The sequence below is a fragment of the Bacillus sp. NEAU-CP5 genome, from assembly GCF_026420705.1.
Taxonomy (GTDB): Bacteria; Bacillota; Bacilli; order Bacillales; family Bacillaceae; genus Bacillus; species Bacillus velezensis.
Window position 1 is genome coordinate 394,681 of sequence record NZ_JAPMOV010000004.1, and the last position, 21,223, is coordinate 415,903.

At 46.8% G+C, this 21,223-nt stretch carries 20 protein-coding genes and 2 pseudogenes; 17 read left to right on the plus strand and 5 right to left on the minus strand.

The features are described from left to right. Positions 1–7: 7 nt before the first annotated feature. On the minus strand, positions 8–1,207 hold the full coding sequence (gene cls / locus OTK50_RS14730; protein WP_088461797.1) for a cardiolipin synthase: 1,200 nt from the start codon (positions 1,205–1,207) through the stop codon (positions 8–10). A gap of 138 nt (positions 1,208–1,345) precedes the next feature. On the opposite strand from cls, the gene OTK50_RS14735 reads away from it, so the two are divergent. The 3 genes from OTK50_RS14735 to pyrG all read left to right on the plus strand — a co-directional run bounded on the left by OTK50_RS14735 (position 1,346) and on the right by pyrG (position 6,057). Continuing rightward, positions 1,346–3,454 (plus strand): heterodisulfide reductase-related iron-sulfur binding cluster, encoded by a 2,109-nt coding sequence (locus tag OTK50_RS14735; protein WP_032875925.1) that lies wholly within the window; start codon positions 1,346–1,348, stop codon positions 3,452–3,454. 227 nt (positions 3,455–3,681) lie between these two features. Further along, a complete protein-coding gene (gene rpoE / locus OTK50_RS14740; RefSeq protein ID WP_044802906.1) occupies positions 3,682–4,209 on the plus strand; it encodes a DNA-directed RNA polymerase subunit delta in 528 nt (175 codons plus the stop codon). A gap of 240 nt (positions 4,210–4,449) precedes the next feature. Beyond that, positions 4,450–6,057: a glutamine hydrolyzing CTP synthase gene (gene pyrG, locus OTK50_RS14745; RefSeq protein ID WP_224223883.1), complete on the plus strand. Its 1,608-nt coding sequence runs from the start codon at positions 4,450–4,452 to the stop codon at positions 6,055–6,057. A 47-nt stretch (positions 6,058–6,104) separates the two neighbouring features. Here pyrG and OTK50_RS14750 read toward each other — a convergent pair whose 3' ends face one another. After that, positions 6,105–6,626 (minus strand): DUF2529 domain-containing protein, encoded by a 522-nt coding sequence (locus OTK50_RS14750; RefSeq protein ID WP_044802907.1) that lies wholly within the window; start codon positions 6,624–6,626, stop codon positions 6,105–6,107. 164 nt (positions 6,627–6,790) lie between these two features. Here OTK50_RS14750 and spo0F point away from each other — a divergent pair, with 164 nt between their 5' ends. The 11 genes and pseudogenes from spo0F (at position 6,791) to OTK50_RS14805 (ending at position 17,262) form a co-directional block, all read left to right on the plus strand. Then, positions 6,791–7,165 (plus strand): sporulation initiation phosphotransferase Spo0F, encoded by a 375-nt coding sequence (spo0F, locus tag OTK50_RS14755; protein ID WP_012118670.1) that lies wholly within the window; start codon positions 6,791–6,793, stop codon positions 7,163–7,165. A gap of 175 nt (positions 7,166–7,340) precedes the next feature. Next, the gene (locus OTK50_RS14760; protein ID WP_003151102.1) at positions 7,341–8,198 is read left to right on the plus strand and encodes a class II fructose-bisphosphate aldolase; all 858 of its coding nucleotides are present in this window, start codon (positions 7,341–7,343) and stop codon (positions 8,196–8,198) included. A gap of 118 nt (positions 8,199–8,316) precedes the next feature. Continuing rightward, positions 8,317–8,955, plus strand: coding sequence for a fructose-6-phosphate aldolase (gene fsa / locus OTK50_RS14765; protein ID WP_007407613.1), 639 nt, complete (start codon positions 8,317–8,319; stop codon positions 8,953–8,955). Positions 8,956–9,264: 309 nt separating this feature from the next. Then, on the plus strand, positions 9,265–10,554 hold the full coding sequence (locus OTK50_RS14770) for a UDP-N-acetylglucosamine 1-carboxyvinyltransferase (RefSeq protein WP_012118669.1): 1,290 nt from the start codon (positions 9,265–9,267) through the stop codon (positions 10,552–10,554). A 33-nt stretch (positions 10,555–10,587) separates the two neighbouring features. Continuing rightward, positions 10,588–11,553, plus strand: coding sequence for a class II fructose-bisphosphatase (gene glpX / locus OTK50_RS14775; RefSeq protein WP_224223882.1), 966 nt, complete (start codon positions 10,588–10,590; stop codon positions 11,551–11,553). Between the two features lie 201 nt (positions 11,554–11,754). Continuing rightward, positions 11,755–11,964, plus strand: a pseudogene (locus OTK50_RS19960) (hypothetical protein). Beyond that, positions 11,961–13,247 carry a transcription termination factor Rho gene (rho, locus tag OTK50_RS14785; protein ID WP_003151107.1) on the plus strand — a complete coding sequence of 429 codons (1,287 nt, stop codon included), beginning with the start codon at positions 11,961–11,963 and terminating at the stop codon, positions 13,245–13,247. Before OTK50_RS19960 ends, rho begins: the two are co-directional and overlap by 4 nt. Before the next feature lie 121 nt (positions 13,248–13,368). Next, positions 13,369–13,569 (plus strand): 50S ribosomal protein L31, encoded by a 201-nt coding sequence (rpmE, locus tag OTK50_RS14790; RefSeq protein ID WP_003151132.1) that lies wholly within the window; start codon positions 13,369–13,371, stop codon positions 13,567–13,569. 84 nt (positions 13,570–13,653) lie between these two features. Further along, on the plus strand, positions 13,654–14,238 hold the full coding sequence (locus OTK50_RS14795) for a thymidine kinase (RefSeq protein ID WP_007614390.1): 585 nt from the start codon (positions 13,654–13,656) through the stop codon (positions 14,236–14,238). Positions 14,239–14,521: 283 nt separating this feature from the next. After that, positions 14,522–16,219: an oxaloacetate-decarboxylating malate dehydrogenase gene (gene malS / locus OTK50_RS14800; protein ID WP_007407609.1), complete on the plus strand. Its 1,698-nt coding sequence runs from the start codon at positions 14,522–14,524 to the stop codon at positions 16,217–16,219. A gap of 86 nt (positions 16,220–16,305) precedes the next feature. After that, a complete protein-coding gene (locus OTK50_RS14805) occupies positions 16,306–17,262 on the plus strand; it encodes an AEC family transporter (protein WP_007407608.1) in 957 nt (318 codons plus the stop codon). A 33-nt stretch (positions 17,263–17,295) separates the two neighbouring features. Here the strand turns inward: OTK50_RS14805 and racA are convergent, their stop codons facing one another. Together racA and OTK50_RS14815 are read right to left on the minus strand one after the other, a co-directional pair. Beyond that, positions 17,296–17,859: a chromosome-anchoring protein RacA gene (gene racA / locus OTK50_RS14810; RefSeq protein WP_224223881.1), complete on the minus strand. Its 564-nt coding sequence runs from the start codon at positions 17,857–17,859 to the stop codon at positions 17,296–17,298. Between the two features lie 110 nt (positions 17,860–17,969). After that, positions 17,970–18,353: a VOC family protein gene (locus OTK50_RS14815; RefSeq protein WP_007614387.1), complete on the minus strand. Its 384-nt coding sequence runs from the start codon at positions 18,351–18,353 to the stop codon at positions 17,970–17,972. A 111-nt stretch (positions 18,354–18,464) separates the two neighbouring features. On the opposite strand from OTK50_RS14815, the gene prfA reads away from it, so the two are divergent. The 3 genes and pseudogenes from prfA to OTK50_RS19870 form a co-directional block, all read left to right on the plus strand. Then, a complete protein-coding gene (gene prfA, locus OTK50_RS14820; protein ID WP_003151139.1) occupies positions 18,465–19,535 on the plus strand; it encodes a peptide chain release factor 1 in 1,071 nt (356 codons plus the stop codon). A 1-nt stretch (position 19,536) separates the two neighbouring features. Then, entirely contained in the window at positions 19,537–20,397 is an 861-nt protein-coding gene (prmC, locus tag OTK50_RS14825) for a peptide chain release factor N(5)-glutamine methyltransferase (protein ID WP_130571385.1), read from the plus strand. 97 nt (positions 20,398–20,494) lie between these two features. Further along, a pseudogene (locus OTK50_RS19870) lies at positions 20,495–20,743 on the plus strand (DUF5316 family protein); the annotation flags it as partial. Here OTK50_RS19870 and OTK50_RS14835 read toward each other — a convergent pair. Then, positions 20,733–21,107, minus strand: coding sequence for a UPF0715 family protein (locus OTK50_RS14835; protein WP_122504240.1), 375 nt, complete (start codon positions 21,105–21,107; stop codon positions 20,733–20,735). The pseudogene OTK50_RS19870 and the gene OTK50_RS14835 sit on opposite strands and share 11 nt — an antisense overlap. Between the last annotated feature and the right edge of the window lie 116 nt (positions 21,108–21,223).

A 21,223-nucleotide genomic window follows, 5' to 3' on the forward strand; every position in this document is an offset into this window, starting at 1 on the left:
TTCTCCTTTATAAAAAGTAAGATATGGCCTTTCCCAGCCATTCTGCAGGAAGCTGTCTGACGGAGCGCTGTTTCACTTTTTCTAATGTGAGAAGCTCGGATTTTTCGATGTCCTGCTTTATGGTTGAAAGCACTTCCTTTGTAAAGGCTTCATCATGAATGATGACATTCACCTCTTCATTCCAGAACAGGCTCCGTTTATCAAAATTCGGCGTGCCGATAATGCTGATGCGGTCATCTATAATGAAGGCTTTGACATGATAAAAGCCTTGATAATACCGATAGATGAGGCAGCCGGCCTTCAGAAGCTCGGGATAATAGGTAAAAGCTGTTTCCCGAACGAGCGGGTGGTCTGATTTCATCGGAACGATCAAGATGACTTTGACGCCTTTTCGGCAGGCTGAAATAAGCGCTTCCTGAAGCTTTTTGCTCGGTACATAATAAGGCGTGCCGATAATGATTTTTTTCTCCGCCTTATGGATGCAGTTTTCATAATGCGATTCAAGAGAAAACCCGTCAGATGCATATGTCCTATGAGAGATATTCCCTTCGGATAATGCCGGATAAACCCCGGGTGATCCGGGTGCTTTTCCGGTGTTTCGTTTCAGATCGCTTACAAAAAGAGTCTGAAGATCCGCCGTGCCTTCGCCGGTCATCCGCAGGTGATAATCCTCCCAGTTTCCGAACTTCGCTTTTTTGCCGAGGTACTCTTCAGCGATATTAAAACCGCCGACATACCCGATTTTGCCGTCAATGACGGTCACTTTCCGGTGATTCCGTTTTTGCAGCCTGAAAAAAAGAAACGGAAATGCCGGTTTATTTAGAAAATGAACGTGAACGCCGGCTTTTTTCATCGTTTGAATGGAAGGCTTTTTCACTTGGCGGCTGCCCGCCCAATCGAGCAGCAGATATACGGAGACGCCGGCCTGGGCCTTTTCTTTCAATAAATCAAACACCTCATGGCTGACTTGGTCGTTCTTCATAATAAAAAACATCATATGAATAGAAGAGACGGCTTGGCGGATATCGGCCGTCATCTGCCGCACAAGCTCGCTGCCGCAGTGAATGAGTGTGATATCACTCTTTTTCGGGTCAAAAACGGGCTCATACGCCTGTTTTTTGTACGCCGCCCGGCCAAGCAGCATATCAAGCAGCATAAGTGCGATCAATATGATAAAAATGACAAGCAACACAAAAATGACCTTCATACCGACGCTCCTTTCCGAAGTATTCGTAGTGTGCCCTGAGAATGTGAATTTAATTATTGACTGAACACTCATTCATTATTTATGATAAAGTAAAGATATGACAATGAAGAGGGGTATCAGAACAAAGGGGGAGACAAGATGAACGCATTTCTCATGGTAAACGCGCTGCTGTTTTCAGCTGTAACCGCTTACGCCGTTTATTTATTCGTTTACCTGATCAGAACGAGGATCGCTTATATTAAGCTCGGCCAAAGGGAAGAATTTGATAAACGCCTGAAAGAACGTCTTCAGAAGATATGGGTGAATGTGTTCGGACAGAAAAAACTGCTGAAAGATAAAAAAAGCGGCATCATCCACGTTCTGTTTTTTTATGGTTTTATACTCGTTCAGTTCGGCGCAATTGATTTTATTCTGAAAGGGCTGCTTCCTGACCGCCATCTGCCGTTCGGTCCGCTTTATCCGGCGTTTACCTTTTTTCAGGAAATCGTCACGTTTCTGATTTTAATCGCCGTAGTCTGGGCGTTTTACCGGCGCTACATTGAAAAACTCGTCAGACTGAAACGCGGGTTTAAAGCGGGGCTTGTCCTGCTGTTTATCGGCGGACTGATGGTGACGGTGCTTCTCGGGAACGCCATGAACCTTTTATGGCACGATCATTCTCTGTCTTGGACGGAACCGATCGCTTCCTCCATTGCGTTTGTGCTCGGCGGTCTTTCAGCGCCGGCGGCCGCCGCCGTGTTTTATGTTTCATGGTGGCTTCATCTGTTGTTTTTGCTCAGCTTTTTAGTGTACGTGCCGCAATCAAAGCATGCGCACTTAATTGCGGGTCCGGCGAATGTGTTCCTCAGCAGGCTGGATTCAAAAGGAAAGCTGGAAAAAATCGATTTCACCGATGAGACGAAAGAAAGCTACGGCGTCGGAAAGATTGAAGACTTCCGCCGCTCTCAGCTTGTCGACCTTTACGCCTGCGTCGAATGCGGCCGCTGTACAAATATGTGTCCGGCCTCCGGTACGGGCAAGATGCTCTCGCCGATGGACCTCATTTTAAAGCTCAGAGACCATTTGACGGAGAAAGGCGCTGCCGTGACGTCAAAATCTCCGTGGGTGCCCGCGCCCGTTTTTCAGCACACGAAGGCGAATCAGCTCGCCGCGGCTTCCTCAGGGGGAGGATCGCGTGAAGCGGCGGCAGCCATTGATTACAACCCGAGCTTAATCGGCGAGGTCATCACGGAAGAGGAGATTTGGGCATGCACCACTTGCCGCAACTGTGAAGATCAATGTCCGGTCATGAATGAACACGTTGATAAAATTATCGATCTGCGCCGCTATCTTGTGCTTACGGAAGGGAAGATGGACAGCGACGCGCAGCGGGCCATGACAAGCATTGAAAGACAGGGAAACCCGTGGGGCTTAAACCGGAAAGAGCGGGAGAACTGGCGGGAGCAGGCTGATACAGAGATTCCGACAGTGAAAGAAATGAAAAAACAAGACAAAGAGTTCGACTATTTGTTTTGGGTCGGCTCAATGGGTTCCTACGACAACAGGAGCCAAAAGATTGCCGTCTCATTTGCAAAGCTGCTTAATGAAGCGGGCGTATCCTTTGCGATTCTCGGCAATAAGGAAAAAAACTCAGGCGATACGCCGCGCCGTTTGGGCAACGAGTTTCTGTTCCAAGAGCTGGCGGAACACAACATCGGCGAATTTGAAAAACACGGGATCAAAAAAATCGTCACGATTGATCCGCACGCCTATAATATGTTCAAAAATGAATATCCTGATTTCGGATTCCGGGCTGAAGTCTATCATCATACTGAATTATTAGCCGAGCTTGTGTCACAGGGGAGACTAAAACCGCTTCACCCGGTGAATGAAACGATTACCTTCCATGACTCGTGCTATTTAGGAAGATACAATGAAGTGTATGAGCCGCCGAGAGCGATCTTAAAAGCCATTCCGGGCGTTCAATTGAAGGAAATGGAGCGCAGCCGCGAAAACGGGATGTGCTGCGGCGCCGGGGGAGGGCTCATGTGGATGGAAGAAGAAACGGGAGCGAGGATCAACACGGCCCGGACTGAGCAGGCGCTTTCTGTCAGTCCGACGGTCATCAGCTCCGGATGTCCTTACTGTCTGACCATGCTCGGTGACGGTACGAAAGCGAAAGAAGCCGAAGACGCGGTCGGCACTTATGATGTCAGTGAATTGCTCGCCATGTCTGTATTCGGCGCTGAAAAACAAGAGTCTTTATAGAAAGAAGCGGGCCGCCGGCGCATATGCCGGCGGCTTTGTTTTCGCACATTAGCCGATTTATGAAGGGACGGCTCTAAAATTTCTTAAATTACGCTGTTAAGGGTAGCATATTCTGTTTTAATTTGTTTATAATGAGAGGTATGGTTTATGAACAAAACAATACAAATTCGTTCTTATTATAGGATAGAAACAGATACATATAAGTAATAGAAAGGGAGTGTCCGACCTTGAGTATCAAACAATATTCTCAGGAACAGCTGAAGCAGATGGCTTTAGTTGAAATCGCTCACGAAATTTTCTCAGAACATAAAAAACCGGTTCCGTTCCAGGAGCTGCTGAATGAAATGATCTCCTTGCTCGGTGTTACGAAAGAGGAACTGGGCGACCGTATCGCCCAATTTTATACAGACCTGAACATTGACGGCCGCTTTATTGCTCTGTCAGACCAGACGTGGGGGCTTCGCAGCTGGTATCCGTACGATCAGCTGGACGAAGAAACACAGCCGACTGTAAAAGCGAAAAAGAAAAAAGCGAAAAAAGTCGTTGAGGAAGATCTCGACCTTGATGAATTCGAGGAAGTTGATGAAGATGACATCGATCTCGATGAAATAGAAGAAGATATTGACCTTGGCGCAGACAGCTTCGACGACGAAGATATCGATGAAGAAGATGACGACGAGCTTGAGATCGAAGAAGAGATGATTGAAGAAGATGAGGAAGATTATGATGATGAGGAAGAGGAACGCAAAGACTGATTTTATATCAGCAAAACGATCTTGACTTTCATTGTCGAACTATGTAGTATGTATTTTGGGCTCTTCAAAAAGAAGAGAATTCATAAGAGTGCTACGCTCCCTTTCAAGAAATTGAAAGGGAGCTTTCTTATTTTCATCTCCCAAATTCTTTTACACATCATTTGTTTTTAGTGAAATGATTTTCTATAAAACGGCACATTTTAAGGAATGTAGCGCAGACCGAAGAGAGGAGCAAACGAAATGACGAAATATATTTTTGTAACCGGGGGAGTTGTATCATCACTCGGAAAAGGAATTGTGGCTGCGTCACTTGGCCGCCTTTTGAAAAACAGAGGCATGAGCGTCACTATCCAAAAATTTGACCCTTATATCAACGTTGACCCGGGAACGATGAGCCCGTACCAGCACGGTGAGGTATTCGTTACCGATGACGGCGCTGAGACTGACCTTGACTTAGGGCATTATGAGCGTTTCATTGACATTAATCTGAACAGATTCAGCAACGTGACGACCGGCAAAATTTATTCCGCCGTATTGAAAAAAGAGCGCCGCGGGGACTACCTCGGCGGAACGGTTCAGGTTATTCCGCATATCACAAATGAACTGAAAGACCGCGTGTACCGTGCAGGCAAAGAAACAAACGCAGATGTAGTCATTACTGAGATCGGCGGAACAGTGGGAGACATCGAATCCCTTCCGTTTCTTGAAGCCATCCGTCAAATGAAAAGCGACATCGGCCATGAAAACGTGATGTATATTCACTGTACGCTTGTTCCGTACATCAAAGCGGCGGGCGAGCTGAAAACAAAACCGACGCAGCACAGTGTAAAAGAGCTGAGAAGCCTCGGTATTCAGCCTAATATCATCGTCGTGCGCACGGAAATGCCGATTTCTCAAGATATGAAAGATAAAATCGCGCTCTTCTGCGATATTGACACGAAAGCGGTCATCGAGTGCGAAGATGCGGACAACCTTTACTCCATCCCGCTTAACCTTCAGGAGCAGGGACTCGATAAGCTTGTCTGCGATCATATGAAATTAGAATGCAAAGACCCGGATATGACGGAATGGAAAGACCTTGTCACGAAAGTGAAAAACTTGTCTAAAACCATTACAATCAGCCTCGTCGGTAAATACGTCGAGCTTCAGGACGCTTACATCTCAGTCGTTGAATCACTGCGCCACGCCGGCTATGCGTTTGACGCTGATGTGAAGATCAAATGGATTAACGCCGAAGAAGTGACAGAAAGCAATATTCAAGAGCTGACTGGCGGCACAGACGGAATCATCGTGCCCGGCGGTTTCGGAGACCGCGGCGTAGAAGGGAAAATCATCGCCGCCAAGTATGCGCGTGAGAATAAAATTCCGTTCTTCGGCATCTGCCTCGGTATGCAGATTGCATCCATTGAATATGCGCGAAACGTATTAGGTCTGGAAGGGGCTCACTCTGCGGAGATCGATCCGTCCACTCCTTATCCGATCATCGACCTTCTGCCAGAACAAAAAGATGTCGAGGATCTTGGAGGAACGCTTCGTCTTGGACTGTACCCTTGTAAGCTTCAGGAAGCCACGAAAGCCTTCGAAGCGTATGCGGATGAAGTGGTATACGAACGCCACCGCCACCGTTATGAATTCAACAACGAATACAGACAGCAAATGGAAGAGAACGGTTTTGTGTTCTCAGGAACAAGCCCTGACGGCCGTCTTGTGGAAATCATCGAGCTGAAAGACCATCCTTGGTATGTCGCTTGCCAGTTCCACCCTGAGTTCAAATCAAGACCGACAAGACCTCAGCCTTTATTCAAAGACTTTATCGGCGCTTCCGTACAAGCTGCAGAACAGAAGTAATAAAAAAAGACTTGCCTCCTTTAAAAGCGGCAAGTCTTTTTTCTGCATCAGGCATATTCCTGCATCATTTCCTTTAACGTAAAGGACAGTGCGTGATAGACATACAGGCCTGTCATTAATGAAGGAAAGCCGTATCTTGTCCCGTCTTCATCAGGCAGAAGCGGCATTTTTAATTTGCTGTCAATATGAACATCACAAAATGCCTCAATCCCGGTTTGATCTTTGATGACAGGAGATACGCCAACGAGGCCGATCCCTTTTTCATAAAGCCTTTGAGCCAGCGCCTGTTCTTCAGCCGTGCCCGGACCTGAACAAAACATCAGCACCCTGTCGCTTTCTGTAATCGAATCAGCTGTATCCGGAAACGCTTTGACGGAAGGCATCGGTTCTGAGCCGAGTTCCGCCTCGCACAAAATGCCCTGCATCTCATTTGCGCCGTATAAATAAATGGTATGACCGCTGACGGCTGCCTGCGCCAGCAGGCGCGCGCCGTCTTCTATTGCTTCGGATTCCTTATCCTGAATGCGGGAAAAAATGCCTGCAAGCTGCGTCGTAAATATCTTTAACATGAGTGAAACCTCCTTTACACATACAAGAACAGTATACAACAAAAGAGAAAATGCTCAGAAAATGTCGGAAAGTAGACTATTATAATTAAAGGAAATGTGAAAATCAAACAGAATACATAAACAACTGCTTCCTTTTGACGAAAATGATAATATTGGGGTGTAAAATGATGAATGAAAAGATTTTAATCGTAGATGACCAATACGGTATACGCATATTGCTCAATGAAGTGTTTCATAAAGAAGGGTACCAGACGTTTCAGGCCGCCAACGGCATACAGGCGCTGGACATCGTAACGAAAGAACGGCCCGATCTCGTGCTTTTAGATATGAAAATCCCCGGCATGGACGGAATCGAAATTCTCAAGCGCATGAAGATGATCGACGAATCCATCCGCGTCATTATCATGACCGCTTACGGAGAACTCGATATGATTAAGGAATCAAAAGAGCTCGGAGCGCTGACCCATTTTGCGAAACCTTTTGACATTGATGAGATCAGAGACGCGGTAAAAAAATATTTACCTCTAAAATCGAATTAATAAAATTAGAAACAATTATGTCATTGTGTTGCCGATTTGTCGAAAAGTTGGTATCCTAGAGATGGAGAAAAAGCGATCTGTTGTTTTACATATGACAGGTTTTTATGGTCATGCTATAGGTGGAAAGCTTTTTTCGAGAAGAAGCAAATCAGGCTACATAAGGAGGACTTTCGACATGCCTTTAGTTTCAATGACGGAAATGTTGAATACAGCTAAAGAAAAAGGATATGCTGTTGGACAATTTAACTTAAATAACCTTGAGTTCACTCAAGCTATTTTACAAGCAGCAGAAGAGGAAAAATCCCCGGTTATTCTTGGTGTTTCAGAAGGCGCGGGACGCTACATGGGCGGCTTCAAAACAGTGGTTGCCATGGTTAAAGCTCTTATGGAAGAATACAAAGTGACAGTTCCTGTCGCCATTCACTTAGACCACGGTTCAAGCTTTGAATCTTGTGCGAAAGCGATTCATGCAGGTTTCACTTCTGTAATGATCGACGCATCTCACCACCCGTTTGAGGAAAACGTAGCAACTACAGCTAAAGTGGTTGAGCTTGCTCATTTCCACGGCGTTTCAGTTGAAGCTGAGCTTGGAACTGTAGGCGGACAGGAAGATGACGTGATCGCTGAAGGCGTAATCTATGCTGACCCTAAAGAGTGTCAAGAACTTGTAGAGCGCACTGGCATCGACTGCCTTGCACCTGCACTGGGTTCTGTTCACGGTCCTTACAAAGGCGAACCGAACCTCGGTTTCAAAGAAATGGAAGATATCGGCAAATCAACCGGCCTTCCGTTAGTACTTCACGGCGGTACAGGAATTCCGACTGCCGACATTAAAAAATCAATCTCACTTGGTACGGCTAAAATCAACGTAAACACTGAAAACCAAATTTCTTCTGCAAAAGCTGTCCGCGAAACATTGGCAGCTAAGCCGAACGAATACGATCCTCGTAAATATCTTGGACCTGCTCGTGAAGCGATCAAAGAAACGGTTATCGGCAAAATGCGTGAGTTCGGTTCTTCAAACCAAGCTTAATCCAATGTAACATCCATAAACCGCCTGACAGCATTGACAGGCGGTTTTATGTCTTACCTTTAGAAAGCGCAATCATGTTTTACAGTTCTGAAAATTTATTACTGGGGAGGCTTTCCTTATGTTATTTTTCATTGATACAGCAAACATTGACGAGATTAAAGAAGCTTATGAACTTGGCGTTCTTGCCGGAGTTACGACAAACCCTAGTTTAGTGGCGAAAGAAGCTGACGTGTCTTTCCATGACAGACTTCGTGAGATTACGGAAGTCGTGAGCGGATCAGTAAGCGCGGAAGTCATTTCCCTGAATGCTGAAGAGATGATTGAAGAAGGTAAAGAACTTGCGAAAATCGCGCCGAATATCACGGTGAAAATCCCGATGACGTCTGAAGGGTTAAAAGCCGTAAAAGCGCTGAGCGACCTGAACATTAAAACAAACGTAACGCTCATCTTCAGTGCCAACCAGGCGCTTTTGGCGGCAAGAGCCGGAGCGACTTATGTATCTCCGTTCTTAGGCCGTCTGGATGACATCGGCCATAACGGTCTTGAACTGATTTCAGAAATAAGACAGATTTTTGACATTCATGATATTGATACACAAATCATCGCAGCTTCCATCCGTCATGCGCAGCACGTGACTGAAGCCGCTTTACGCGGTGCGCATATCGGTACGATGCCGCTTAAAGTCATTCACCAGCTGGCGAAACATCCGTTAACGGATAAAGGCATCGAGCAATTCTTGGCAGACTGGAATAAATAAGGGTGAAAAGGGCGGCAAACCGGTTGCATCCGTTTGCCGCACCCTTATGTTTTCCTGTTTGGCAGCGGGCCTTCAGTATCAAAGTGAAGAGTGTGTTTCCCCGGAATGTGAACCCGGCGGGCCTCTGTGCATCCTGTGTTAAAAATGCCCCGCAAAGCTTCGCTATTTTCTTCCTGTTATTTTATAATGTCCTTGTATTCTTTCTCTTCGAATTGGCTACATTTTGGACAAGAGCTTTATTTGCAGAGACAGAATAAAATGCCATTTTATTTACGCTCCGCAGCTATCTTCTTATGGAAGGAGACTATCATGGAAAAGTTGAATATTGCCGGCGGCGATCCGTTAAACGGAACCGTACATATCAGCGGTGCGAAAAACAGCGCCGTCGCATTGATACCCGCAACCATTCTGGCAAATTCCGAAGTAACGATCGAAGGGCTTCCGGAGATCTCAGATATTGAAACGCTGCGTGACCTGCTGAAAGAAATCGGCGGAAACGTCCATTTTGAAAAAGGAGAAATGGTCGTCGACCCTTCCCCGATGATCAGCATGCCGCTTCCCAACGGCAAAGTGAAAAAACTCCGCGCTTCCTATTACTTAATGGGCGCGATGCTGGGCCGCTTCAAACAGGCGGTCATCGGACTGCCGGGCGGATGCCATCTCGGGCCGCGGCCGATTGACCAGCACATCAAAGGGTTTGAAGCGCTTGGGGCGGAAGTCACCAATGAACAAGGCGCGATTTATCTGCGCGCCGAAAGGCTGAGAGGCGCACGGATTTATTTAGATGTCGTCAGCGTCGGAGCGACGATCAATATCATGCTTGCCGCTGTACTGGCTGAAGGTAAAACCGTGATAGAAAACGCCGCCAAGGAACCTGAGATTATTGATGTTGCCACATTGCTCACCAGCATGGGCGCAAAGATCAAAGGCGCGGGAACCAATGTAATCAGAATCGACGGCGTAAAAGAGCTGCACGGATGCAGGCATACGATCATTCCGGACAGAATTGAGGCGGGCACCTTTATGATCGCCGGCGCCGCGATGGGGAAAGAAGTCATTATTGATAATGTCATACCGACTCACCTGGAGTCATTAACGGCGAAGCTCAGGGAAATGGGTTTTCACATTGAGACGAGTGACGATCAGCTTCTTATGCTCGGCGGGCAGAAGCAGATAAAACCGATCGACGTAAAAACGCTTGTTTACCCGGGATTCCCGACTGATCTTCAGCAGCCGATGACATCTCTGTTAACGAGAGCCAGCGGCACGAGCGTCGTAACCGACACCATCTACTCGGCCCGATTTAAACATATAGATGAGCTGAGACGGATGGGGGCCAACATGAAAGTGGAAGGCAGGTCGGCCATTATCACCGGTCCGGCCGAGCTTCAGGGCGCAAAAGTAAAGGCGAGCGATCTACGTGCAGGCGCTTGTCTGGTCGTCGCCGGGCTCATGGCTGACGGCGTAACCGAAATAACCGGTCTTGAGCATTTAGACCGCGGCTACAGCAATCTTGAGAAAAAACTCGAAGGTCTGGGCGCCACAATCTGGCGGCAAAGGCTGACGGACGAAGAGATAGAACAGCTCCAAAATTCATAGAAATGCGGACTTTTGAGAGGAGATCGTGTTGAAATGGAAAGAAGCTTATCGATGGAATTGGTTCGAGTCACTGAAGCGGCGGCTTTAGCATCTGCCAGATGGATGGGCCGCGGGAAAAAAGATGAAGCTGATGATGCGGCGACAAGCGCAATGCGTGACGTGTTTGACACGGTGCCGATGAAAGGCACGGTCGTGATCGGGGAAGGCGAGATGGATGAAGCGCCGATGCTTTACATCGGCGAAAAGCTCGGAAACGGATACGGCCCGCGCGTCGATGTCGCCGTCGATCCTCTTGAAGGCACAAACATCGTAGCGAGCGGCGGCTGGAATGCGCTGACGGTGATCGCGGTCGCCGACCATGGAACATTGCTGAACGCCCCGGATATGTATATGGAAAAAATCGCGGTCGGTCCTGAAGCGGTAGGCTGCATCGATATCGAAGCGCCTGTCATTGATAACTTAAAAGCCGTTGCGAAAGCGAAAAACAAAGACATTGAAGATGTCGTGGCAACCATTTTAAATCGTGACAGACACGAAAAAATCATCTCTGAATTGCGTGAGGCGGGCGCCAGAATCAAACTGATCAACGACGGTGATGTCGCGGGCGCCATCAATACGGCCTTTGACCATACGGGAGTAGACATTCTCTTCGGTTCAGGCGGGGCTCCTGAAGGCGTGCTGTCTGCCGTTGCGTTAAAAGCGCTCGGCGGCGAAATCATCGGCAGGCTTCTGCCGCAAAGTGCGGAAGAGCAGGTCCGCTGTGAGCGAATGGGCCTTGATGTATCCAAAGTGCTCCGGATGGAGGACCTTGTGAGAGGGGATGACGCCATTTTTGCCGCAACAGGCGTCACGGACGGAGAGCTGCTGAAAGGCGTTCAGTTCAAAGGCTCCGTCGGTACGACTGAAAGTCTGGTCATCCGTGCGAAATCAGGAACGGTCCGATTCGTTGACGGAAGACACAGCCTGAAGAAAAAACCAAATCTTGTGATCCGGCCATAAATAGAGAAAAGCGGGACGGAAAGTCCCGCTTTTCTTTTGCAATAAAGAGTCAACCCTATCATTTATATGTCAAAGCATTATTTAAGTTGAATAATTTTTTGAAATGAGGTAAAAATAAAGAGTGCTGCGATTTTTCTGTGTCATTCCTTCTTTTGAGTACTGGGAAATTTTCAAATTCTACCGCATACAGACGATATAAATATTGATCTTCTCAAGTTTTTGTCCTCGCTTCCTTCAAAACTCATTAAGACATTCCTTTTTTAAAAAAAGCGCCGATCATGGGTGGAAGTGTTACCGATAGAAGTTCCTTAACGTTTTATAAAAGAATGTGCTTTGGCGGAATCATGCGAAGCAGCCGATTTGAATGAAAACAGCAATACATTGACTATGAAAAGCGTGGTGTTTTTATGAAAGACGTATCTATTTCCTCTTTGGAAAATATGAAATTAAAAGAACTATATGAACTGGCCAGACATTATAAAATCTCCTACTACAGCAAACTGACTAAAAAAGAATTAATCTTTGCCATTCTGAAAGCCAACGCCGAGCAGGAGGATCTTCTGTTTATGGAAGGCGTGCTCGAAATCATCCAATCGGAAGGATTCGGCTTCCTCAGACCGATTAATTACTCGCCAAGCTCAGAAGACATCTACATTTCTGCTTCCCAGATCCGCCGCTTTGATTTAAGAAACGGTGACAAAGTATCCGGCAAGGTGCGTCCGCCGAAAGAAAACGAACGCTATTACGGACTTTTGCACGTTGAAGCGGTAAATGGAGACGATCCGGAATCTGCGAAAGAGCGCGTTCATTTTCCCGCGCTGACTCCGCTTTATCCGGACCGCCAAATGGTGCTTGAGACGAAACCGAATTATCTCTCAACAAGAATTCTCGATATGATGGCTCCCGTCGGTTTCGGCCAGCGCGGTCTGATCGTGGCGCCGCCGAAAGCCGGTAAAACCATGCTGCTGAAAGAAATCGCTAACAGCATTACGACAAATCAGCCTGACGCTGAATTGATCGTTCTCTTAATTGATGAAAGACCGGAAGAAGTAACGGATATTGAACGTTCCGTAGCGGGCGATGTCGTCAGCTCCACATTCGATGAAGTGCCGGAAAATCACATTAAGGTAGCGGAACTTGTGCTTGAACGGGCGATGCGTCTCGTTGAACACAAAAAAGACGTTATCATTCTGATGGACAGCATTACCCGCCTGGCACGGGCCTACAACCTCGTTATCCCGCCAAGCGGACGTACGCTTTCCGGCGGGATTGACCCGGCTGCGTTCCATCGTCCGAAGCGCTTTTTCGGTGCCGCGCGAAACATTGAAGAGGGCGGCAGCCTGACCATTTTGGCGACGGCGCTCGTAGACACGGGCTCCCGGATGGATGACGTCATCTATGAAGAGTTTAAAGGAACGGGCAACATGGAGCTTCACCTTGACCGTTCTCTTGCGGAAAGACGGATTTTCCCGGCGATCGATATCCGCCGCTCCGGCACACGGAAGGAAGAGCTGCTCGTGCCGAAAGAGCATCTTGACCGTCTATGGGCGATCCGCAAATCGATGTCTGATTCTCCGGACTTCGCAGAGAAGTTTATGAGAAAAATGAAAAAAACAAAAACGAATCAGGAATTCTTCGATTTGATCAACCAAGAATGGAAGCAGGCAAACCTTTCATCATCAGCCCGCCGCTGATAAAAAATGTATTTGCAAATGCAGTAAATGACTGATATAATTCTCTCATATGCGTTCCGGATTACTCCGGAATAATAACTCTGTTTCCACACGGGATTCAGGGCGGAAGGAGATGGATACAATGAAAGCAGGAATTCATCCTAATTTCAAAAAAGCAACAGTTAAATGCGCTTGCGGAAATGAATTTGAAACAGGCTCAGTAAAAGAAGAGGTACGCGTTGAGATTTGCTCTGAATGCCACCCATTCTACACTGGACGTCAAAAATTCGCTTCTGCTGATGGTCGTGTTGATCGCTTTAACAAAAAATACGGTCTTAAGTAATAATAGATTTTACAGGCAGGCAAGAATTGCTTCTTGCCTGTTTTTTATGTCCATAAACAGGAAAAAAAGGGGAGCGGATAGCCTATGTACATAATGAAGCAAAGCGGATGGCTTGAGCTGATATGCGGCAGCATGTTCTCTGGGAAATCAGAAGAGCTGATCCGCAGAGTGAAAAGAGCGACATATGCGAAGCAGGAGGTTAAGGTATTCAAACCTGCCATTGATAATCGCTACAGTGAGGAGGCTGTCGTTTCTCACAACGGCACATCCATGACAAGCCACGTCATCTCGTCTTCGGCTGAAATATGGGATCATATCAGTGAAAGCACGGACGTCATCGCGGTAGATGAAGTGCAGTTTTTCGGCGAATCGATCATCGGCGACTTATCCTCGCTTGCGGATAAAGGCTATCGTGTCATCGCGGCCGGACTTGATATGGATTTCCGGGGAGAGCCGTTCGGCGTGGTGCCGAATCTGATGGCGGTTGCCGAATCGGTGACGAAGCTGCAGGCGGTCTGCTCCGTTTGCGGGTCGCCGGCAAGCCGTACGCAGCGTTTGATTGACGGGAAGCCCGCTTCCTATGATGATCCGGTCATTTTAGTCGGCGCGTCGGAGTCATACGAAGCGAGATGCAGGCATCATCACGAAGTGCCGAAAAAAACAGACTGATAAATAACCCTTTTCATGAAAACATCGGTAAAAAATCCGGTGTTTTTTTGACGTTTTTTCAAAAATTGTAGTTAAATAACTTAAAAAAGAGTATGAAAAAATTAAGTAATTTTCATCTCTTGAATTTTCATTTTTACAGGCATAAAATGACTAAGTAATGTAAATAGTTATGAGACATTGTTCGAATAATTGTCAAAAAAAGATATAGCAGATCGCGATCACACTAGCCAAAATGGGTAATTACTTAACTTTGTTAACTATTTGAAGAAAGAAGGAGATTTTCTTGAATAATATTAAAGTAACGAAGGAAGGCAACTTAGAAACTACTTTAAGAGGAAAAGAAGTTCTATCTATCCCTACTTTAAATAAAGGTGTTGCGTTTTCAGCAGAAGAAAGAAAAAGCCTTGGATTAGACGGGCTGCTTCCTCCGACAATTCTGTCTCTTGATGAGCAGGCAAAACGCGCATACGAGCAGTTTCAAGCTCAGCCGGACCGCCTTCGCCAAAACGTGTATTTGAACGATTTGCAAAACCGTAACGAAGTTCTTTTCTTTAAATTGCTTCAAAACCATCTACGTGAAATGCTGCCGGTTGTTTACACACCGACTGTCGGTGAAGCGATTCAAGAATACAGCCATGAGTACAGAAGACCTCAAGGAATTTACCTTTCTATCGACAACGTGGAAGGAATCGAAGAGGCATTTGAAAACCTTCATGCCACTGCCGGAGATATTGATCTGATCGTTGCGACAGACTCAGAAAGCATCCTCGGAATCGGTGACTGGGGTGTAGGCGGTATCAACATCGCCATCGGTAAATTAGCGGTATACACAGCTGCTGCCGGTATTGACCCAAGCCGCGTTATTCCTGTCGTTCTTGACGTCGGTACGAACAATGAAAAACTTCTGAACGATCCTTTATACATCGGTAACCGCCATGAACGTATCCAAGGCGAACGTTACGAAGCTTTCGTTGACGCTTATGTAAAAGCTGCGCTTAAATATTTCCCTAAAGCTCTTCTTCACTGGGAAGACCTTGGAAACAAAAACGCGCGCAATATCATGAAGAAATACAACCATGAAATTCTTACATTCAACGATGACATTCAAGGAACAGGCGCGATTACGCTTGCAGGTGTGCTTGCGGCTATGAAGAAAACAGGCGCGTCTATTAAAGACCAGCGTGTGGTTGTCTTCGGTGCAGGATCTGCCGGAATCGGAATCGCTGACCAAATCCGCGATACTATGGTGCTTGCCGGTCTTTCTGAAGAAGAAGCCAACAAAGCGTTCTACACAATGGACTACAGAGGCTTGTTAATTGAAGGTATGGAAAACATTCTTGATTTCCAAGAGCCGTACCTGCGCACAGCTGAAGAAATTAAAGATTGGAAACGCGATGAAAATGGACAAATTCCTTTCATTGAAGTGATCCGTCAAGCGAAACCGACAATCTTAATCGGTACATCAGGCCAAAGTGGCGCGTTCAGTGAAGAAATCGTCAAAGAAATGGCAAAACACGTTGAGCGTCCGGTCATCATGCCGATGTCTAACCCGACACCGCTTGCTGAAGCCGTTCCTAGCGATCTTTTCAAATGGACTGACGGCAAAGTGCTTGTGGCGACAGGAAGCCCGTTTGACAATGTAGAGTACAATGGCGTTTCTCATGAAATCGGACAATCTAACAACGCATTCGCGTTCCCTGGACTTGGTCTCGGTTCAATCGTTGTAGAAGCGAAAGTGATTACTCCTGCAATGTTTGCGGCAACTGCTGACGCAATCGCAGAAAGCGTTGATTTTGAAACACCAGGTGCAGGCCTTCTGCCGAGCATGAGCGACTTACAAGAAGTTTCAATTAAAGTTGCGATCGCCGTAGCGGAAACTGCAATTAAAGAAGGCGTGGCAAACCGCATTCCTGAAAATGTAGAACAAGCCGTTCTTGATGCAATGTGGAAACCGCAATATAAACAAGTTGTCGCTAAATAATTTTTACGATTAATTTTACAGTCCGAGGGAAAGCTTTTATGTAAAGGCTAAAGTATACGGACATTAAGGATTTGGAGGAGAATATTTTGAGCTTCTTAGATATTTTAATCCTCCTGGCGCCGATCTTTTTCGTGATCGTGCTGGGATGGTTCGCAGGTCGCTTCGGAAGTTATGACGCGAAGTCAGCAAAAGGGGTAAGCACCTTAGTTACGAAGTACGCGCTTCCGGCGCATTTTATCGCAAGTATTTTAACCACTTCAAGAAGTGCGTTTTTATCACAGGTTCCTTTGATGGTCGCTTTGATCATTGGGATTGTCGGATTCTTTATCGTCATTCTGTTGGTTTGCAAATTTATCTTCAAGTATGATTTAACGAATTCATCTGTATTTTCTTTAAACTCTGCACAGCCGACATTTGCTTTTATGGGTATTCCCGTACTAGGAAGCTTATTCGGAGCAAGCGAAGTAGCGATTCCTATCGCCGTTACGGGTATCGTGGTTAACGCCATCCTTGACCCGCTTGCGATCATTATCGCTACTGTCGGTGAGTCATCTAAGAAAAAAGACACTGAAAACGAGAACTTCTGGAAAATGACTGGTAAGTCTATTCTTCACGGTCTTTCCGAACCGCTTGCGGCTGCACCGCTTATCAGTATCATTCTGGTACTCTGCGGTGTAACACTCCCTGGCTTGGGAGAAAAAATGCTTGATCAGCTCGGAAGCACAACATCAGGTGTTGCGCTCTTCGCCGTCGGTGTAACTGTCGGTATCCGCAACATTAAGCTCAGTCTGCCGGCTTTCGGTATCGCTTTGTTAAAAGTTGCCGTTCAGCCTGCGCTGATGTACTTGATCGCTCTTGCAGTCGGACTTCCGGCTGACCAGATCACGAAAGCGGTATTGCTCGTTGCATTCCCTGGATCTGCGGTAGCGGCGATGATTGCCACACGTTTCGAAAAACAAGAGGAAGAAACTGCGTCCGCGTTCGTGATCAGTGCGATTTTATCTCTAATCTCACTGCCGATCATCATTGCGCTGACTGCATAATCAAAAGCTCCCTGTTTCAGGGAGCTTTTTTGATTAGAATTGAAATTTAAAAGGCGAAAATCTCGTTTTTTTTCTGGGTTTCTTATGTTCTGAAGAAGCGGCTGTTTCTGAGAGGGGAGCTGTCTGGGAAAGTTCCTGGATGCGGGAGGCCAATGTCTGCAATTCGGTATTGAGGTCGTCAATTTCCCGCCTGTGCTGAAGAAGCTGATAAGACACCCCTTCATCCGCCTTTTGTTTCAGCTGGCGTTCAAGCTCCTCTATCCTTGAAAGCAGATGGTTCTCACCTTGTTTCTCTTTCGTGAGAATGTCCAGTTTGCGCTCCAGCTCTGCCAATCTTTGTTCAGCGCCGCCATTGATTTTCGGACGCTGCAAAATGAAGCCCGTCCGTTTTTTCGGCTGCCGGGGCACTTGAACGTCCAGAAGGGCAGTGCCTTCAGAAATTTGCAGTTTGACCGATTTCAGCACATCAAGATCCTCAGGTGTAAAGGAATAATGTCCGAGCTCATTCCGTTCAGCCGGAAGATTCAGCTGCTTGACCCACCTTTGCACCGTTTTTGCGGAGACACCGAGCTCTTTCGCGGCCATGTTTGTATTCATGATCACATACCTCCTTTTTGCTAGGTATTCGACCATGAGGCGGCGTTCCCTTCATGTTAGACAAAACAAGAAGGAATTCGCCAAAGAAAGCGGCATTTCTTCAAAAAACGTTACGCTTCATACAATTCAAGCGGAAGCTTGTCGGGATCGAAGAAAAAGGTAAACCGTTTCCCCGTCAGCGGATCGGTTCTGATCGGTTCTGTGCCGACGCCCTTTTCTTTTAACTCCCTGACGGCTGCTTCAAGATCGTTTACGGTGAAAGCGAGATGCCGGAGACCCGCGGCTTCCGGTCTGGTCGGCCGTTCGGGCGGATCGGGAAAGGAAAACAATTCAATCGCATACGCGCCGTCCAGCGCCAGATCAAGTTTATAAGATCCGCGATCCTTTCGGTATGTTTCTTTTATAATGCCGAAACCGAGAATCTCGGTGTAAAAAGCTTTCGACTTTTCATAATCAGAGCATATGATTGCTATATGGTGGATGGATTTCAGCATATCCGCCCCTCCTTTTTTGCTTCAGTATAACAGAGGCGAATTGCTTTTGACTGGCGATAAGCCCTATACTATAATGAGAATGTTACGCACAGGAAAACAGAGGTGAAGACCGTGTTAGACCGTTTACAGTCAATTGAACAACGATACGAAAAATTAAATGAGCTTTTAAGTGATCCGGAAGTGGTCAACGATCCGAAAAAGCTTAGAGAATATTCGAAAGAGCAATCTGATATACAAGAAACCGTTGAAGTCTATAGACAATACAGAGACGCATCAGAACAGCTTGCCGATGCGAAAGCGATGCTTGAGGAAAAGCTTGATGCCGATATGAGAGAAATGGTGAAGGAAGAAATCTCCGAACTGCAGGGAGAGACGGAAACCTTATCAGAGCGTTTGAAAGTGCTCCTCATCCCGAAAGACCCGAACGATGACAAAAACGTGATCATGGAGATCCGCGGAGCAGCGGGAGGAGAAGAAGCCGCGCTGTTTGCGGGAAATCTCTACAGAATGTACTCCCGTTACGCCGAAATCCAAGGCTGGAAGACCGAAGTCATGGAAGCAAACGTGACCGGAACGGGCGGTTATAAAGAAATCATCTTTATGATTACGGGAAAAGGCGCATACTCCAAGCTGAAGTATGAAAATGGCGCGCACCGCGTACAGCGTGTTCCGGAAACGGAATCGGGCGGCCGTATTCATACATCCACGGCGACGGTGGCGTGTCTTCCTGAAGCGGAAGAAGTAGAAGTGGACATCCACGAAAAAGATATCCGCGTCGATACATTCGCATCAAGCGGACCGGGCGGACAAAGCGTAAACACGACGATGTCGGCCGTACGCCTGACGCATTTACCGACCGGTGTCGTCGTATCCTGTCAGGATGAAAAATCTCAGATAAAAAACAAAGAAAAAGCGATGAAGGTGCTCCGCGCCAGAATCTATGACAAATTCCAGCAGGAAGCTCAGGCTGAATATGATCAGACTCGTAAATCAGCCGTCGGTTCAGGCGACCGTTCCGAGCGTATCCGCACATACAATTTCCCGCAAAACCGTGTGACGGATCACCGCATCGGCCTGACGATTCAAAAGCTGGATCAAATCCTGGAAGGCAAGCTTGATGAAGTGGTTGAAGCGTTAATCGTAGAAGACCAGTCAAGCAAGCTCCAGCAGGCGGAAAATTAAGATGAAGACCGTTTTTGAAGCCCTAAGCTGGGCTTCTTCTTATTTAACCGAAGCGGGAAGAGAAAAAAACGCGGCCGAGCTGCTGTTGTTAAATGATACCGGAATGGATCGGAGCAAACTTCTCGCAAGTCTGCAGGAGCCCGTCGGCGAGGACGAGCTTTATCGATTCAGACGGCACGTGGAGATGCATAAAGAAGGTATTCCGATTCAATATATTATCGGAAAAGAACAGTTTTACGGCAGGGAATTTTTTGTGAATGACGATGTTCTCATTCCGCGTCCGGAAACGGAAGAAGTCGTCTTTCATCTGCTGGACAGACAGAAGCGGGTATTTTCCGGGGCGGAACGCCTGAACGTCATTGATATCGGTACGGGGAGCGGAGCCATTGCGGTGACGCTCGCGCTTGAATGCGGACATTTTTCAGTATCGGCTTCGGATATTTCGAAAGAAGCGCTGCAGGTGGCGGAAAGAAATGCGCAAAACCTCGGAGCGGACGTCTGTTTTTTGCAGGGAGATCTGTTAACTCCTTTTATTTCATCAGGGAAAAAAGCGGATATTATTGTTTCCAATCCGCCGTATATTTCTGAAGAAGAAATGGCGGATTTGTCGGATATCGTCCGTTTCCATGAGCCGCTTCATGCACTTACGGACGGCGGTGACGGTTTGAAATTCTACAAGCGGTTTATGGAGGAGCTGCCTCTTGTCATGAAAGATAAAGCGCTTGTCGTCTTTGAAATCGGATATAATCAGGGAAAAGCCGTGAAAGACCTGTTCCGTCATTCCTTTCCGAATGCGGAAGTGGAAGTCGTACAGGACATCAACGGAAAAGACAGAACCGTATCCGCGATCATCACATCATGAAAAAAGCCCGCCGGTGACGCACACGGCGGGCTTTTGTTACAATGGAAAGAAAATGAAAGGGGCATCCGCCTAGAAAAAAGCGTTCGCCTTCGGATGTATACTCGCCGCCGCAGCTTATGCGGCGGGGTTTGTTCTGCCGTTTGGCTTTGACATCATTTTCGGCGCCGTTACGGCTGTTCTTATCGTCACAGCGATCATCGTTTCCGGGGTGGCCGTAAGCGGAGCGGAGCAGCGGGCCAATTATCATTCTGAAACAGAAGAAGGACGGCACGCCCGTTTAAAGATGGCCGCCGTTTTCTTTTGCGCCGCTCTCCCTTCAGCCGGCTGTCTGCTGATTACGCTTCTGCAGCCGGATTTTGTCTTTGCAGCAATACGGAATCCCATACCCAATAGACGACGGCTGTTAAAACCGCAAAGATATAAAAGGCTGAATTAGAAAACAGAGATTGGCCTGACGGCTGCAAAAGACCGAAGATGATCCCGTTTGCAATGAATGACACCCCTAAATAATAAAGAAGATACAGCGGATGAAATCTCTTCGGCTTTTTATTCAGAAAGTATTGAAGCGGCAGCGCAAAAATCAAATAAGGAAACAAAAAATAAAACGCCATCGAAATGAAAGCCGCGATAATGAATTGATGAACATACAAAATAGAATAAATGACAGACATACATGCCGCCGACAGCAGCACGGTGTAATTATATTTCATCTGAAAACCTCCTATAAAATAATATCGTACCATATTTTGAATCTGTTAATGCAGATTATCAGCTTGCTAGATTTTTTTCTTCCCGCCGGTTTAAACCTTTTCCGTCATGTCCATAA

Coding starts and splice junctions, on each gene's coding strand:
- OTK50_RS14795 (WP_007614390.1), top strand. CDS start 13,654: ATGTACATAATGAAGCAAAGCGGATGGCTTGAGCTGATATGCGGCAGC.
- OTK50_RS14750 (WP_044802907.1), bottom strand. CDS start 6,626: ATGTTAAAGATATTTACGACGCAGCTTGCAGGCATTTTTTCCCGCATT.
- rho (WP_003151107.1), top strand. CDS start 11,961: ATGAAAGACGTATCTATTTCCTCTTTGGAAAATATGAAATTAAAAGAA.
- pyrG (WP_224223883.1), top strand. CDS start 4,450: ATGACGAAATATATTTTTGTAACCGGGGGAGTTGTATCATCACTCGGA.
- OTK50_RS14770 (WP_012118669.1), top strand. CDS start 9,265: ATGGAAAAGTTGAATATTGCCGGCGGCGATCCGTTAAACGGAACCGTA.
- OTK50_RS14815 (WP_007614387.1), bottom strand. CDS start 18,353: ATGCTGAAATCCATCCACCATATAGCAATCATATGCTCTGATTATGAA.
- OTK50_RS14835 (WP_122504240.1), bottom strand. CDS start 21,107: ATGAAATATAATTACACCGTGCTGCTGTCGGCGGCATGTATGTCTGTC.
- OTK50_RS14760 (WP_003151102.1), top strand. CDS start 7,341: ATGCCTTTAGTTTCAATGACGGAAATGTTGAATACAGCTAAAGAAAAA.
- spo0F (WP_012118670.1), top strand. CDS start 6,791: ATGATGAATGAAAAGATTTTAATCGTAGATGACCAATACGGTATACGC.
- prmC (WP_130571385.1), top strand. CDS start 19,537: ATGAAGACCGTTTTTGAAGCCCTAAGCTGGGCTTCTTCTTATTTAACC.
- cls (WP_088461797.1), bottom strand. CDS start 1,207: ATGAAGGTCATTTTTGTGTTGCTTGTCATTTTTATCATATTGATCGCA.
- fsa (WP_007407613.1), top strand. CDS start 8,317: ATGTTATTTTTCATTGATACAGCAAACATTGACGAGATTAAAGAAGCT.
- glpX (WP_224223882.1), top strand. CDS start 10,588: ATGGAAAGAAGCTTATCGATGGAATTGGTTCGAGTCACTGAAGCGGCG.
- racA (WP_224223881.1), bottom strand. CDS start 17,859: ATGAATACAAACATGGCCGCGAAAGAGCTCGGTGTCTCCGCAAAAACG.
- rpmE (WP_003151132.1), top strand. CDS start 13,369: ATGAAAGCAGGAATTCATCCTAATTTCAAAAAAGCAACAGTTAAATGC.
- OTK50_RS14735 (WP_032875925.1), top strand. CDS start 1,346: ATGAACGCATTTCTCATGGTAAACGCGCTGCTGTTTTCAGCTGTAACC.